Here is a 13546-nt window from a genome sequence, read left to right as displayed (position 1 = left end):
GCCCGCCGTGCATCCCTCGAAGGTCGAACTGCGCGTGCTCGGCACGTCGGTGACGCTGCGCGAGCATATCCGCAAGCGCGCCGAACAGGACCTCGGCATCAAGCTGCGCTTCATCGTCGAAGATGGACTCGACGTGCAGCGTCACGGCGTTATGCATCCCGAGCGCTATGAAATCTACGACCAGTGGATTCACAGCATCGATTGCCTGTGGCCCGCGCATGCGCTGCAACCGATCGACACGACACGCATCGCGCGCTGGAACGAAGTGAACGGGCTGGCGCGCACGGGACGTATCGACGTGCCGCCGGGTTCGAGCGCTGCCGCCGCGGGCACGACCGCCACGATATGCAACGCGGGCAGCGTGCCCGCCGACCGCCTCTTCGTGCAGCCCGACAACTCGCTCTCGCGCGAGCCGAGCGAGCGCATCAGCATGTTGCCGCTCACGCACAACGCCGACAGCTTCGTCTATCTCGAAGACGCATTGCCGCCTTCGCTGCGCAACGGGGAGGAAAGCTGGGCGTGGCTGCTCGCGCCCGAACTGGCGGGTCGCGTCGCCTTGCAAGCCGACGCGGCGATCGGCGCGATCGACGCCGCGCTCGCCGTGGAGGCCAGCGGGCTCATGCGTTTCGAGAACATCGGCAATCTGAGCATCGAGGAAATCGACGCGCTGATCGGCGTGCTCGTCGACTACAAGCGGCGCGGCCATTTCGCCGGTTTCTGGTCGACCTTTGCCGAGGCCGCGGATCTGATGATCGCCAACAAGGTCGCGATCCAGAGCATCTGGTCGCCGGCCACGATCGAACTCGAACGCGCCGGATTGCACTTTCGCCTCGCGTGCCCGAAGGAAGGCTATCGCGCGTGGTTCGGCGGCATGTCGATCTCGCGCACCGCGCATGGCCGCGTGCTCGACGCCGCCTACGAGTACCTGAACTGGTGGCTCGACGGCTGGGCCGGCGCGACGATGGCGCGGCAGGGCTATTACATGTCGAATCCGGCGCGCGCGCGTGCGCAGCTCGACGACGCCGAGTGGGCATACTGGTACGATGGTGCCCCCGCGGCGGCGGAGCTGCCGGGGCCGACCACGCGTCATCTCGTGCGCATGGGGCAGCGCCGCGATGGCGGCGATTATCTGTCGCGCATGGGCCGCATTGCCGTGTGGAACTCGGTGATGGACGAGCACAATTATCTGGTGCGCCGGTGGACCGAATTCATGCGGTCGTGACGGCGCCAGCAAAGCAACGATGACGAAACGCTCACGCGCCACCCAGCCAGAGCACGCCCTCACACCAGCGGCGGACCTACCCGAAACCAACGCGGACAGCCGCCTGCGTTACCGGCTGATTCACGACCAGTTGAAGAGCGCGATCGCGCTCGGCAAGATCGCGCCCGGGCTCGTGCTGCTCGAAGGGCCGGTTGCGCGCATGTTCGGCACGAGCCGCGTGCCGGTGCGCAAAGCCTTCGAAATGCTGCATGCGGGCGGTCTGCTGCATACCTTCGACGGACGCGGCTATCTCGTCGCGCATTCCGACGGCAGCGTGCCCGAACCGCTGCGCGCGCCGCTTTCGGAAGCCGCGCTCGGTTTCGACGAACCGCCCGCGCCGCTCGACATTCCCTCGACCAGCGAACGCATCTACGACGCGCTCGAAGCGGCCATTTCGCTGGGCGTCGTGTTCGGGCATTTTCGTATCGACGAAACGCTCGCCGCGCAGCATTTCGGCGTGAGCCGCGGCGCGATCCGCGAGGCGCTGACGCGTTTGCGCGATGTGGGTCTCGTCGAGAAATCGGCGTATTCGCACTGGTTGTGCGGGCCGCTCACCGCGCGCGCGGTCGCGCAGGATTACGAACTGCGCCTGCTGCTCGAACCGGCCGCGTTGCTCGCGAGCGCGCCGTCGCTGCCGCGCGAGCGCATCGAAGCGGCGCTCGCGCGTCTGGCCGACGCCATCGCCGATCCGGATTCCGTCGACGCCGCCGCGCTGTATCGGCTCGAAACGGATCTGCACGTCGATTGCCTGCGCCATGCGCCGAACCGCAAACTGCTCGCGACGATCACCGGCGCGCATATGCCGCTGACGGTGAATCACGCCTTCTACGACGCGTTCAATCTGCATCCTGACAACGGCATGCTGATCGAACATCGCAGCGTGCTCGAAGCGTTGCGCGACGGCGAGTTCCAGCGCGCGTCGCAAGCGCTGGCCGTGCATCTCGAACGCGGCCAGAAACGCACGCTCCAACGTCTGAAGGTGCTGGCGGTGCTGCCCGAGCCCGCGCTGCCGCCGTATATGCAGCGGCTCGCATAAAACCCCTTGTTTTCAGGGGTGTTTGCCGAGTTCGCGGCGTAGACGATCGATATCGACTTCGGTCAGATAGCGGCGGATGTTCTGCCAGATCGCATGAAAACCGAAGCCGCCGTTGAGCAGTTCGTCGAGCGCGGCTTCGCGCGTCCAGTCCTGATAGACGATGCGATACAGCGCGCAGACGAGGCCGGTGCGATCGGCGCCGTGCTGGCAATGCACGAGGATCGGGCCGTCGCGTTCGGCGTGGCGCAGCACGCGCAGCGCGGCGAGCATGTCGCGATCGCGGATATTCCAGGTGTTGATCGGAATGCGCAGCGTGGCGATGCCGGAGCCCGCGAGAATGCGGCGATCCGAATGAAACGCGCGAAAGCTGATGACCTTGCGCACGCCAAGTTCCTGCAGATGCGCGACATCCTTGCGCGAAAGGCGCGCGCTGCGAAACAGCGAGGGCGTGAGGCGAAACAGGTTATGAACGGCCATAGAACGGGTCTTTCGAAGTGCGCCACCAGCCGCGCGACAACTGGAACAGCACGAGCGCGACGGCGCTCATGGTCCAGTAGTCGGTGGGCGCGGGGCCGAACCAGTGGACGTGCCACGGCACGAAGGCGGGTTTGAATCGCGCGAGTCCGAACGCCGGGTTCAGCACGAACCACAGAAAATCCTCGGTAATCCAGAACACCATGATGCAGGCGATCAGGCGAGCTTCGATGCGCCACGACCAGCGCGCGCTGAAGATCGGCGGCAGATGGAAGAACAGCGCCACGAACGGAAAGACCCACGCGTGATAGCCGGTCATCGGGCGGCCGCCCCAGAATATGTCCTGCAGCCAGCTCTTTTCGATGCGCCACGTCGGCAGATTCGCCGCCCAGCCCGCGCTGCCTTCGATCTGGATTTCGACGTTGGCGAAAAAGAACGCGAGCAGCATGACCCACGCGACCAGCACGACGGTGCGGCGCGCGGGCACGAATCGCGCGAGCGTCATGCCGCGGCCCCGCTGCCGGTGCCGGTCACGAGGTCGAGCACCGTGCGCGCGGCGAGCGGACGTCCGAGCGGCACGCTGCGCTGACGCATCGCGTCGAGCTTCGCGGGATCGTGCAGCAAGGTGTGCACGCGATAAGCGAGGGCGTCGTCGTCGATGGCCTTGAGCGCCACGCCTTGTTCGAGCAGGAAGTCGGCGTTGCGCTCTTCCTGGCCGGGAATCGGCGAATTCAGCAGCATCGGCAGATTCATCGCGAGACATTCGGAGGTCGTCAGGCCACCGGGCTTCGTGATGACGAGGTCCGAGCAGGCCATCAGGCGTTCCACTTCGCGCGTGAAGCCGTGCGGAAACAGGCGGCCCGGATGCGCCTTCGCCTGTTCTTCGAGCGCGGCCAGCAGGTCGCGGTTGCGGCCCGCGAGCGCGATCAGCTGGAAGTCGCCGTCCATGTCGAGCAGACGCGTGGCGAGCTGATCCATCGGCCCGAGTCCCGCGCCGCCCGACATCATCAGCAAGGTGCGGCGCTTCGGATCGAGGCCGAGCGAGGCCGCGCATTCGGCGCGGTCGAGCGGCTGGCTGAACGCCGGCATCACGGGAATGCCGGTCACGTGGATCGCGTCCGGCGGCAGCCCGCGCGTGCGCATGCGCCACGCCACTTCGTCGTTGGCCGCGAAATAGCCGCTCAGATGCGGGACGACCCAGAGCGTGTGCAGATCGAAATCGGTGACCTGCACCCAGACCGGCACGTCGAGACGCGTCTTGCGGATCTCGCGCGAGAGCAGTTCGGCGGGCAGAAAATGCGTGCAGACGATAGCGTCCGGCTGCCATTGCTCGATTTCGGCGAACAGCGAGCGGCAGTTCAGGCGCTCGACGGCGCGGCGCAGTTTCTGCGAGAGCGCGGCCGGATCGGTGCGATCCGTCTTCTGGTAGAGATAGCTCCAGATGGCGGGCTGCGAGCGCACCAGCGCGAGATAGAGGTCGGTGTAGATCTTGCGGAACGTGGACGGCACGAAGTCCATGACGTCGAGATGCAGCGCTTCGATACCGGCCGGATGCGTCGCGGCGTAAGCGCTGATCGCTTCGGCCGCGCGCGTATGGCCGGCACCGGCGCTGACGCTCAGCACCAGCAGTTTCTTCACGGGTCGCTTCATTTCACGCAGGTCGTGCATTTCATGTTTTCCAGGCAGGGACGGACGGCGGGCCGGGCGCGCCGGTGGGCGCATCGGCGGCCTCGCCCGTGAACAGACTGCGGATCAGGTTGAACATCGACAGGAACGGGCGGATCGTCACGGGCTGTGCATCGGGATTCGCGCCGAGGCGCACGCGGTAAACGAGCCACGCGGGCACTTCGCGCCAGCTCGAATAGAGATCGCGCACGTGGAAGGTGCGCGGATAGACGCCGTAGACCGCGAACGCGTCGCCGCCGGCGCGCGCGACGGCGAGCCGGGCGCGCGGCAGGTGGTAGTACTGGCTGACCAGCGTGACCGAGCCGAGATGTCGTTCGCGCATATAGGCTATGAGATGCTGGGCGCTCGCAAGCGTGTTGTCGCCGGCGCGGTCGGGGACGATGTCGTGCGGCTCGACGCCGTGCTGAATCAGATAGTTCTGCATGGCGAGCGTTTCGTCGAGTCCCGGACCGTCGAGGCTGCCGCTGATGAAAAGCCGCTGGCAGCGGCCCGCGCGATAGCAGTCGAGACCCGCGTCGAGCCGCTCGGCGAGCAGTCTCGCGGGCGTGCCGTCGGCTTCGAGACCGTTGCCGAAGATCGCGCCGAGTTCGGACGGCTTTGCGGGTGTCGCAAGACCCGAGAGCGCGATCGCGAGGGCGGCGAGGACCCAGACGATTCCGATCAGCATGCAAAGGCGAAGAAGGCGGGACCGTCTTCGGTGTGTGTGCGTCATGACAACCTTGCTGGAGTGCGGGTGTTCATTGGCTGCGCGGCCGACGTGGGCTGCGGCGGCAACGATACCACGCGAGATGCGCGGCGGCCGCTTGTGGGGTACGAGCGCGGAGTGCGCCTGGCGCACGCGGATCGCGAACACACGGGCGCAGCGTAGCGCCGCGAAGTGCCGGTGCGCCGCGATTCTGGCGAACTGTGTCGGGCCGCGTCCGCGCGCGTCGACATTCCGGCATCGACCTTACCGCCGCCTTTCGTCCGCCCGACTCGCCGACGCCGCGCGCGCGGGCGTCGTATGCTTGCGGCTGGCGCGCGGCGCGCAAAGGGCGACGCCCGCTTCGCGATCCGCGCATGCATCCGGCGATCAAGCTCACAGGGGAATCGCAACAATGAGCTGGGAACAATTCGATGGCGGCTGGCGTCTAGCGCCGGCCGAAGGCGCGCCGCGCGCGCTGGTCGTGCTGCTGCACGGCGTGGGCAGCAACGCACGCGATCTGGTGCCGCTCGCCGACGCCTGGCGCGACGCGCTGCCCGGCGTGGCGTTCGCGTCGCTCGACGGCAGCGAGCCGTTCGATGGCGGCTTCGGCGGCCGCCAGTGGTTCAGTCTGCGCGACGTGAACGAAACGAATCGCGGCGCGCGCGTCGCGGCGGCGCTGCCGGTGCTGCAAAAACGTCTCGCCGACGAACTCGCGCATTGGGGCCTCGGCGTCGACGCACTCGCGCTGGTTGGCTTTTCGCAGGGCTCGATTATGTCGCTTTATTACACGGCGACGCAGGAGCAGGGCGCGGCCGCCGTGGTCGCTTTCGCGGGCCGTCTGTCGACGCCGGTCGTGGCGCATAGCCAAACGCCGATCACGCTCGTACATGGCGAGGACGACGAAGTGATTCCCGTGCAGGAACTCGAACGCGCGGCCGTGGCGTTCAGCGACGCGGGCTTCGCCGTCGCCGCGTATGCCTTGCCTGGCGTGGGTCACACGATTACGGCACAGGGCGCGATGCTCGGCCGCGACGCGTTGGTGCGCGCACTGCAGCCCTGAGCGCGCACGCGTTCGCGTGCAATGCGCGGACGCGAAACATCGCGCGGATCGCGCCTGAAAACGGCGCGTATTCCGCAGACGAATTCAGCCGCTATTGCGCTGACGTTTCGCCTGGAACGGGCCGCCTGTCGCGGCGGCCCGACATCATTTCTTTACATTTGTGAATTAGGCTGCCGGGTTATTTTTGGCGCGATTAAAGTCTCGCCCGGCTTGGCCGTTAACAGGAGCCAGTGGGCCACGGGGCCCCACGTGCCCGATCGCGTTTCACAGCGCGCGCAGACCTTCAGACAGGCGGTATCCACGAGATGCCGACGCTCGTTTCTGACGGCTGCACACCGGGTTGAAGATCCGGAACGGTCCGCCGGCAGGGCCGCTCCATACAGACAAGACGACATGGCTCAAGCCGCGCGGCATTCTTCCTTTTTGCACAAGCTGTCCCGCCACGACGTGGCGCTCGATCTCGGCACGGCCAACACGCTGATCTATACGGCGGACGAGGGCATCGTGCTCGATCAGCCCTCGGTCGTCTGCTTCGAGCGCGGCGGCGCCTTGGGCAAGGCCGGCGAAACGACGGTCGCCGCCGTCGGCCGCGACGCGAAAGCGCTCGTGGGCCGCGCGCCGCAGAACCTCGAAACCGTGAAGCCGCTGGTGCATGGCGTGATCGCCGACTTTTCGGCCGCCGAGCACATGATGCGCCGCTTCGTCGCGATGGCGCAGCCGCGCCGCCTGTTCGGCCGTCGTCCGGCCTTCACGGTGTGCGTGCCGGGCGCGGCCACGCGCGTGGAGCGCCGCGCGATCCGCGAGGCGGCGTTTTCGGCGGGCGCGGCGAGCGTGAACCTGATCGGCGAATCGCTGGCGGCGGCGCTGGGCGCGGGGCTGCCGGTCGGCTCCTCGACCGGCTCGATGGTCGTCGATATCGGCGGCGGCACCACCGAAGTGGGCGTGATCGCGCTCGGCGCGGTGGCCTGCAGCGGCTCGATCCGCGTGGGCGGCGACCAGTTCGACCGCGCGATCATCGACTACGTGCGCGGCCTGTACGGCGTGATCATCGGCGACCAGACCGCCGAGCATCTGAAAAAGACCATCGGCAGCGCGTTGCGCGGCGAGCCTATCGAGCGCCTGCGCGCGACGGGCCGCAGCCTCGACGACGGCCTGCCGCGTACCGTCGAAGTCACGAGCGAAGACATCGCTGATGCGCTCGCCATGCCGCTGCGCCAGGTGATCGGCGTGGTGCGCCAGGTGTTCGAGACCGCGCCGCCCGAACTCGTGACCGATATCGCCGACACCGGCATCGTGCTGACCGGCGGCGGCGCGCTGCTGGGCCGCCTCGATCAGTGTCTGCAGGCCGAACTGGGCGTGCGCGTGCGTATCGCCGACGAGCCGCTTTCCTGCGCCGTGCGCGGCGCGGGCGCGGCGGCGGCGGGTGCCGTCGAGGCCGGCCAGCCGGACTTCCACGGCCACGACTGAGCCTTTGCGCGCCCCGGCCGGCGCGTCGCCCAGGTCACTCCTCACGCGCGGCGGGCCGACGTGCGACAATACGCGCCTTTCCCGGCGCGCCGCACGTTTTGCGCATGCTGACGCGCACGCGCAGCCGGTTTGTCGTCTCCATATCATCCAGCCGTGAATCAAGCCGTTTTTCCCGCTCCCGGGTCGTTTGTCGAACTCCCCGGCGGGCAGCCCATGCCGTATGTCGAACGCGGCGAGGGCGAATTGCTCCTCTTCATCCACGGGTCGCTGTGCGATTACCGCTACTGGCAGCCGCAGATGTCGGGGCTCTCCGAGCACTACCGCTGCGTCTCCGTGAGCCTCACGCACTACTGGCCCGCGGCCGCGCCCACGCCCGACCAGCCGTTTAGCTGGAGCCGTCACGCCGACGAGATCGCGCAGTTCATCGACGCCCTGGGTGCCGGTCCCGCGCACGTGATCGGCCATTCGCGCGGCGGCTCGGTCGCGTATCACTTCGCCCGCCGCTATCGGGATCATCTGCAAAGCCTGATGCTCGCCGATCCCGGCGGTCCGGTGCAGATGCCGGGGCAGAGCCTCGCGAAGCTGCCGGAAACCGTCAACGCGCTGCGCGCCCGTGCGGTGCAGCTGATCGAGTCCGGCGACGTGAACGGCGGTCTCGAACTGTTTGTCGACTCGGTGAGCCGTCCCGGTTTCTGGGGCAAGAGCACGCAGTCGTTCCGCCAGATGGCGACCGACAACGCGCACACGCTCGGCCCGCAGTTCCTCGACCCGCTCGCCGCGTACACGCGCGAAGAGGCCGCCGAGGTGACGTGCCCCGTGCTGCTGATCGACGGCGAATTGAGCCCGCAGATGTTCCAGCGCGCGGCGGCGGCGCTTGAAGAGTGGATGCCCGATGCGCGTCGCGCGACGGTCGAAGGCGCGTCGCACGGCATGAATCTCGCGCGTCCCGGCGCGTTCAACGATCTCGTCGATCACTTCGCGAGCGGGCACGGGCGCTGAGTTTCAGCGCCGCGCCGGCGTCACGCCGGCGCCTCGCGGAAAACACGAACGGCCGCATTGCGCGGCCGTTTTCGCATCCGCCGATTCAGATCGGAATCCTGAATAATCGACGTAGAAGAAAACCGCGAATGCGCGTCGTAAGCAGAAAGTAATGCGGGCGGGGCGGCCCGAAAATCAATATGTCGATCCCGGCCCGCCCGAGGCCTGACGCGCGCGAATCGCGCGGGAATGCTTAGTCGCGGCCGTGCGCGTGCGCGTCGAGCTTGTGCTCGGCGGCTTCGCCAACGAGGCCCGCGTAGTAGAGGTGCACGCCGATGGCGAGCGAGTCGTTGCGGATTTCGTGGAAGGCCTTCCATGCCTTCACCGGATCCTTGAACACGAGGTAGTGCGCTTCCTGAGCGACGAGGCGCGCGACCTGATGCAGGCCGTGGCCGTGCAGCGCGTCGACGAGCGCGTCGAGGCTGCGGTGCGTGCGCGCATCGGTGCGCGGATACAGCATGTGGAGCACCGCCACGCGTTCGTTCGCGAGCGCTGCCGACAGGGCGACAACGATGTCCTGGTGATTGAGGGCCGTGACGACGGCGCCCTCGGCAAGTTCGTCTTCCGCGAACAGGGTGTCGATCGAGATGTTCATCTGTTCATTCCTTACGTTTTGCGTACAGCGCGTGTGGCCTTAGAAAAAAGGCCCGCCTTCGAGGGCGGGCCAATGATGCATGCTCTGACAGGGGAAGTCGTTGCATGTCAAGCAGTATGTCAGAGCTAAACCCGCTCATGTTGTGTTGCAGAGCAAAATATTGTTGCAGGAATCGATGTTAAGGAAGCTGCAAGTATTCAGTGTTGCGGGGTTCAATAGGCATTGTTGCAGCCTGGGCTATCAATCGATGTTGCATTGCGCCGTAAAATGCGTCAAGTGGTCGCAGTGAGGCCGGTCCGGAAATTCGGGCGACGGGCGGCGCTGCGTCTTGCGAGATGACTGCAATTCAATGCAAGGACAAGACATGATCGATTCGAAGACTCACGCCACTCTCACCATCCCTGGTTCGGCCGAAGGCATTCAGCTGCCGGTCTACAAGGGTACGCTGGGCCCGGACGTGATCGACATCCGCAAGCTGTACGGCCAGACCGGCATGTTCACGTATGACCCGGGCTTCATGTCGACGGCATCGTGCAACTCGGCGATCACCTATATCGACGGCGACAAGGGTGAACTGCTGTACCGCGGCTACCCCATCGACAACCTCGCGCAGAACGCCGACTTCCTCGAAAGCTGCTACCTGCTGCTGAAGGGCGAACTGCCGACGCAGGCGCAAAAAGACGAATTCGTCGCGACCGTCACGAACCACACGATGGTTCACGAGCAGATGCACTTCTTCTTCCGTGGCTTCCGCCGCGACGCGCATCCGATGGCGATTCTGGTCGCGGCCGTCGGCGCGCTGTCGGCGTTCTATCACGACTCGCTCGACATCAACGATCCGAAGCATCGCGAAGTCTCGGCGATCCGCATGATCGCGAAGCTGCCGACGCTCGTCGCCATGGCATACAAGTACACGGTCGGCCAGCCGTTCGTGTATCCGCGCAACGACCTCTCGTACAGCGCGAACTTCATGCAGATGATGTTCTCGAACCCGGCCGAGGAGTACAAGGTCAACGACGTGCTGGTGCGCGCGCTCGACCGCATCCTGATCCTGCACGCCGACCACGAACAGAACGCCTCGACTTCGACGGTGCGTCTGGCCGGTTCGTCGGGCGCGAATCCGTTCGCGTGTATCGCGGCCGGTATCGCATGTCTGTGGGGCCCGGCGCACGGCGGCGCGAACGAAGCCGCGCTGAACATGCTCGAAGAGATCGGCTCGGTCGACAACATCCCCGAATTCATCCGCAAGGTGAAGGACAAGAACTCGGGCGTGAAGCTCATGGGCTTCGGTCACCGCGTGTACAAAAACTACGATCCGCGTGCGAAGCTGATGCGCGAAACGTGCCACGAAGTGCTCGAAGAACTGGGCCTGCACGACGATCCGCTGTTCAAGCTCGCGATGGCGCTCGAAAAGATCGCACTCGAAGACGAATACTTCGTGTCGCGCAAGCTCTACCCGAACGTCGACTTCTACTCGGGCATCGTGCAACGCGCGCTGGGCATCCCGACCGCGATGTTCACCTGCATCTTCGCGATGGCGCGTACGGTGGGCTGGATCGCGCAATGGAACGAAATGATCGGCGATCCGGAGCAGAAGATCGGCCGTCCGCGTCAGCTCTTCATCGGCAATACGCCGCGTGAAGCGAAGCCGATCGCGCAACGTTAATCGACAACGCCGAACCCGATCGCCGGACACCTTGCATGAACGCTGCATAACGTTTGAACACGCGGCGGCCACGAGCCGCCGCGCCGCGATCGACGGGCGCCCGCACGTTTTACCGTGCCGGCGCCCGTAATTTTTTCCGGCGCGCGGTTAGACACCCATCGGGCATGCAGGATTTGACGCGAACGGGTCCTGAGCCACTACAATCGAGCGGAAGGCGATGTGTACGGAACGGCTCTAAAGGAGACAACGTAATGCAGGATCCTGAAACACTCGGTGGCGTCTCGCGTTCGAGCGGCGTGGATCATCCCGATCAAACCGCCGACGGCGCCTTCATCGCGCCCGAAACCCCCGAAGTCGCAAGCGCCGACCAGCATGTGCTGAAGTCGGGCGACACCTTCATCGTCAACGATCCGCTCGGCGATATCACCGGCATCGACGACGGTCTCTTCGTCAACGACACGCGCGTGCTGTCCTCGCTGCGTCTCACGTTCGGCGGCCGCGTGCCGTCACTGCTTTCGGGCAGCGTGAGCAGCGACAACACGGCGTTCACCGCGCATTTCACCAATCGTCCGCTGCCGCCGCTCGGCGGCACGAGCACGCCCGAAGGCGTGATTCACGTCGAACGCGAGCGCGTGCTCTCGGGCACGATGATGACCGAGGCCATCGAGCTCACGAATTACGGCACGGAAGAAGCGGTCGTGCCGCTGTCGATCTCGTTCGCGAGCGACTTCCGCGACATGTTCGAAGTGCGTGGCCTCAAGCGCGAAGTGCGCGGCGAACTCAAGCCGCCGCGCGTGGAAGGCAGCGAAGTGCGGCTCGAATATATCGGCCTCGACAAAGTTGCGCGGCGCGTGAGCATCGAGTTCTCGCCGAAGCCCGACAAGCTGCTCGCCGATCGCGCCGACTTCACCGTCGCGCTGCCGGCGCAGGCCTGCGTGTCGCTCTATCTCACGGTCGCGATCGAAGTCGAGCCGCTCGAAGGCGCGGCGCCCGATACGCCGAGCGCGGGCATCATCAAGCCGGGCCATTGTCTCGCCGACTCGAACGGCCAGAGCGTGGGCCGCGCGGCGATTCGCGCCGCGCTGGTCGACGCGCACATCGTGATGCGCGAACGCCGCCGCCAGACCGCGCGCGTGCGTTCGAGCAATCCGCTCTTCAATTCGTGGATCAACCGTTCGATCGCCGACCTCAGTCTGCTGACGACCGATCTGCCGACCGGGCCGTATCCGTACGCGGGCATTCCGTGGTTCTCCACGCCGTTCGGCCGCGACGCGATCATCACGTCGCTGCAAACGCTGTGGCTGCAACCGGCGCTCGCGCGCGGCGTGCTGCGCTTTCTCGCCGCGCATCAGGCGCGCGAGGACTCGGCGTTCCGCGACGCCGAGGTCGGCAAGATCATGCACGAGTTGCGCAAGAGCGAAATGGCGGCCACGGGCGAAGTGCCGTTCGCGCTCTACTACGGCGGCGTGGATTCGACGCCGCTGTTCGTCGTGCTGGCGGGCGCCTACGTGGAGCGCACCGGCGATCTCGCGCTGATCGACGAACTCTGGCCCGCGCTCGAACGCGCGGCGGGCTGGGTCGCGGGCGTGTGCGACCGCAATCCGCATGGTCTGCTCGATTACCGGCGCGAGTCCGAAGGCGGGCTCGCGAATCAAGGCTGGAAAGACAGCCATGATTCGGTCTTTCACGCCGATGGCCGCTTTCCCGACGGGCCGATCGCGCTCGTCGAGGTGCAGGCCTATGCGAGCGCGGCGTTCGAGACGATGTCGCGTTTCGCGACGCAACGCGGTCTGATCGAGGACGCCGCGCGCTACGCGGGCCGCGCCGCGAAAATCCGCCGCTGCGTGGAAGAGAAGTACTGGATGCCGGAGTCGGAGTTCTACGGCATCGCGCTCGACGGGCACGGCGATCTGTGCCGCGTGCTCGCGTCGAATGCCGGGCATCTGCTGGCCTTTGGGTTGCCCGAGTATGAACGCGGACGCGCGGTCGCGGAGATTCTCGAATCGGCGCTGTTTCATACGGGCTGGGGCGTGCGTACGCTCGCGGCGGGCCAGGCGCGCTTCAATCCGATGGCGTATCACAACGGCTCGGTCTGGCCGCACGACAACGCACTCTGCGCGCGCGGCCTCGCGCGTTACGGGCGCAAGGAAGCGGCGGTGCGATTGCTGCAGGCGCTGTTCGAGGCGGCGGTAACGTTCGACATGCGTCTGCCCGAGCTGTTCTGCGGTTTCCCGCGTCGACGCGGCTCGCCGCCCACGGCGTATCCGGTCGCGTGTCTGCCGCAGGCCTGGGCGGCGGGTTCGCCGTTCATGATGCTGGAGGCGTGTCTGGGCGTGAGCATCGACGCCACGCGCCGTGAAGTGCGCATCGAGCAGCCGATGCTGCCCGAAGGCATCGACTGGCTCGAAGTCGGACATCTGCGGGTGGGCAACGCGTCGGTCACGCTCACGTTCCGTCGCGTGGACGGCAAGGTCGTGGCTTCGGCGGACCGCAGCGACGTGAAGGTCGTGGCGGTGCTCTAACGCCTGCGTCTCGTGTTGCCGGCGCCGCGCGGTGAAGACCGCGCGGCGCTTTCTCG

The 13546-nt window shown here is 66.4% G+C and carries 12 protein-coding genes; 7 read left to right on the top strand and 5 right to left on the bottom strand.

What is annotated here, in order from left to right; genetic code table 11:
- Nucleotides 1-7: 7 nt before the first annotated feature.
- Together BMY06_RS07140 and BMY06_RS07135 are read left to right on the top strand one after the other, a co-directional pair.
- A complete protein-coding gene (locus tag BMY06_RS07140; protein WP_074982662.1) occupies nucleotides 8-1222 on the top strand; it encodes an ABC transporter substrate-binding protein in 1215 nt (404 codons plus the stop codon).
- A gap of 19 nt (nucleotides 1223-1241) precedes the next feature.
- A complete protein-coding gene (locus BMY06_RS07135) occupies nucleotides 1242-2297 on the top strand; it encodes a GntR family transcriptional regulator (RefSeq protein ID WP_074982343.1) in 1056 nt (351 codons plus the stop codon).
- A 12-nt stretch (nucleotides 2298-2309) separates the two neighbouring features.
- On the opposite strand, the gene BMY06_RS07130 is transcribed toward BMY06_RS07135, so the two are convergent.
- From BMY06_RS07130 to BMY06_RS07115, 4 genes are read right to left on the bottom strand one after another with little or no spacing between them, the layout of a single operon-like run.
- Nucleotides 2310-2774, bottom strand: a complete 465-nt coding sequence (locus BMY06_RS07130; protein ID WP_074982342.1) for a tyrosine-protein phosphatase — start codon at nucleotides 2772-2774, stop codon at nucleotides 2310-2312.
- Complete coding sequence (locus BMY06_RS07125; RefSeq protein ID WP_074982340.1) at nucleotides 2761-3276, bottom strand: hypothetical protein; 516 nt, start codon at nucleotides 3274-3276, stop codon at nucleotides 2761-2763. Before BMY06_RS07125 ends, BMY06_RS07130 begins: the two co-directional genes overlap by 14 nt.
- Nucleotides 3273-4421, bottom strand: coding sequence for an MGDG synthase family glycosyltransferase (locus tag BMY06_RS07120; protein ID WP_074982660.1), 1149 nt, complete (start codon nucleotides 4419-4421; stop codon nucleotides 3273-3275). The genes BMY06_RS07125 and BMY06_RS07120 overlap by 4 nt, the downstream gene beginning before the upstream one ends.
- Nucleotides 4422-4440: 19 nt before the next feature.
- Nucleotides 4441-5124, bottom strand: coding sequence for a YdcF family protein (locus BMY06_RS07115; protein WP_065060677.1), 684 nt, complete (start codon nucleotides 5122-5124; stop codon nucleotides 4441-4443).
- A 430-nt stretch (nucleotides 5125-5554) separates the two neighbouring features.
- On the opposite strand from BMY06_RS07115, the gene BMY06_RS07105 reads away from it, so the two are divergent.
- From BMY06_RS07105 to BMY06_RS07095, 3 genes are all read left to right on the top strand, one after another.
- Complete coding sequence (locus BMY06_RS07105; protein WP_065060678.1) at nucleotides 5555-6202, top strand: alpha/beta hydrolase; 648 nt, start codon at nucleotides 5555-5557, stop codon at nucleotides 6200-6202.
- 393 nt (nucleotides 6203-6595) lie between these two features.
- Nucleotides 6596-7669, top strand: a complete 1074-nt coding sequence (gene mreB / locus BMY06_RS07100; RefSeq protein WP_065060679.1) for a rod shape-determining protein — start codon at nucleotides 6596-6598, stop codon at nucleotides 7667-7669.
- 213 nt (nucleotides 7670-7882) lie between these two features.
- Nucleotides 7883-8668: an alpha/beta fold hydrolase gene (locus BMY06_RS07095; protein WP_065060680.1), complete on the top strand. Its 786-nt coding sequence runs from the start codon at nucleotides 7883-7885 to the stop codon at nucleotides 8666-8668.
- A 232-nt stretch (nucleotides 8669-8900) separates the two neighbouring features.
- Here BMY06_RS07095 and BMY06_RS07090 read toward each other — a convergent pair whose 3' ends face one another.
- On the bottom strand, nucleotides 8901-9302 hold the full coding sequence (locus BMY06_RS07090; RefSeq protein WP_065060681.1) for a hypothetical protein: 402 nt from the start codon (nucleotides 9300-9302) through the stop codon (nucleotides 8901-8903).
- 364 nt (nucleotides 9303-9666) lie between these two features.
- Between BMY06_RS07090 and gltA the strand changes: the two genes are divergently transcribed.
- The gene (gene gltA, locus BMY06_RS07085) at nucleotides 9667-10968 is read left to right on the top strand and encodes a citrate synthase (RefSeq protein WP_065060682.1); all 1302 of its coding nucleotides are present in this window, start codon (nucleotides 9667-9669) and stop codon (nucleotides 10966-10968) included.
- A gap of 251 nt (nucleotides 10969-11219) precedes the next feature.
- Entirely contained in the window at nucleotides 11220-13490 is a 2271-nt protein-coding gene (locus BMY06_RS07080) for an amylo-alpha-1,6-glucosidase (RefSeq protein WP_065060683.1), read from the top strand.
- Nucleotides 13491-13546: the final 56 nt, after the last annotated feature.

Source organism: Paraburkholderia tropica, assembly GCF_900109265.1.
GTDB classification, from domain to species: domain Bacteria; phylum Pseudomonadota; class Gammaproteobacteria; order Burkholderiales; family Burkholderiaceae; genus Paraburkholderia; species Paraburkholderia tropica.
This window is presented reverse-complemented; position numbering and strand designations above follow the sequence as displayed.